Here is a 1,528-nt window from a genome sequence, read left to right as displayed (position 1 = left end):
AACTTCGGGCCCAACAAGGAGAGCAGGGAACCCAGATGGCGGAGCTCACGATCCGGCCGGAGGAGATCCGGGACGCGCTGGAGAACTTTGTCCAGTCGTACAAGCCGGACGCGGCCTCGCGCGAGGAGGTCGGTACGGTCACCCTTGCCGGCGACGGCATCGCGAAGGTCGAGGGCCTCCCCTCGGCCATGGCCAACGAACTGCTGAAGTTCGAGGACGGCACCCTCGGCCTCGCGCTCAACCTGGAAGAGCGCGAGATCGGCGCCATCGTCCTCGGTGAGTTCAGCGGCATCGAGGAGGGGCAGCCGGTGCAGCGCACCGGTGAGGTGCTCTCCGTGGCCGTCGGCGAGGGCTACCTCGGCCGCGTCGTCGACCCGCTCGGCAACCCGATCGACGGCCTCGGCGAGATCGAGACGTCCGGCCGCCGTGCCCTGGAGCTTCAGGCTCCGGGTGTCATGGCCCGTAAGTCGGTGCACGAGCCGATGGAGACCGGCTACAAGGCCGTCGACGCCATGACCCCGGTCGGCCGCGGTCAGCGTCAGCTCATCATCGGCGACCGCCAGACCGGCAAGACCGCGCTGGCCGTCGACACGATCATCAACCAGCGCGACAACTGGCGCTCCGGCGACGTGAAGAAGCAGGTCCGCTGCGTCTACGTCGCCATCGGCCAGAAGGGCTCGACCATCGCCTCCGTGCGGGGCGCCCTGGAAGAGGCCGGCGCGCTGGAGTACACGACCATCGTCGCCGCCCCGGCGTCCGACCCGGCCGGCTTCAAGTACCTGGCGCCGTACACCGGCTCGGCCATCGGCCAGCAGTGGATGTACGAGGGCAAGCACGTCCTGATCATCTTCGACGACCTGTCGAAGCAGGCCGACGCCTACCGCGCCGTGTCGCTGCTGCTGCGCCGCCCGCCGGGCCGTGAGGCGTACCCCGGTGACGTCTTCTACCTGCACTCCCGTCTGCTGGAGCGCTGCGCGAAGCTCTCCGACGAGCTGGGCGCGGGCTCGATGACCGGTCTGCCGATCGTCGAGACGAAGGCCAACGACGTCTCGGCGTTCATCCCGACCAACGTCATCTCCATCACCGACGGCCAGTGCTTCCTGGAGTCGGACCTCTTCAACGCCGGTCAGCGCCCCGCGCTGAACGTCGGTATCTCCGTCTCCCGAGTCGGCGGTTCCGCGCAGCACAAGGCGATGAAGCAGGTCTCCGGCCGACTGCGCCTCGACCTCGCCCAGTACCGCGAGCTGGAGGCGTTCGCCGCCTTCGGTTCCGACCTGGACGCCGCGTCGAAGGCCCAGCTCGAGCGTGGTCAGCGTCTGGTCGAGCTGCTGAAGCAGCCGCAGTACCAGCCGATGCCGACCGAGGACCAGGTCGTCTCCGTGTGGGCCGGTACCACCGGCAAGATGGACGACGTCCCGGTGGCCGACATCCGCCGCTTCGAGAAGGAGCTCCTGGAGTACCTGCACCGCAAGGAGCAGGGCCTCATGACCTCCATCAAGGAGGGCGGCAAGATGTCGGACGACACCCT

General features: G+C 68.5%; 1 protein-coding gene. It reads left to right on the top strand.

The window, feature by feature from the left end:
- Window positions 1-35: 35 nt before the first annotated feature.
- A partial coding sequence (gene atpA, locus G6W55_RS37590) for a F0F1 ATP synthase subunit alpha (protein WP_175525053.1) occupies window positions 36-1,528 on the top strand: 1,493 nt, incomplete at its 3' end.

It is taken from the genome of Streptomyces sp. CAI-85 (assembly GCF_013363615.1).
Lineage (GTDB): Bacteria > Actinomycetota > Actinomycetes > Streptomycetales > Streptomycetaceae > Streptomyces > Streptomyces antibioticus_B.
Note: the sequence above shows the minus strand (reverse complement) of the source record. Positions and strands in the feature narration are given on the sequence as shown.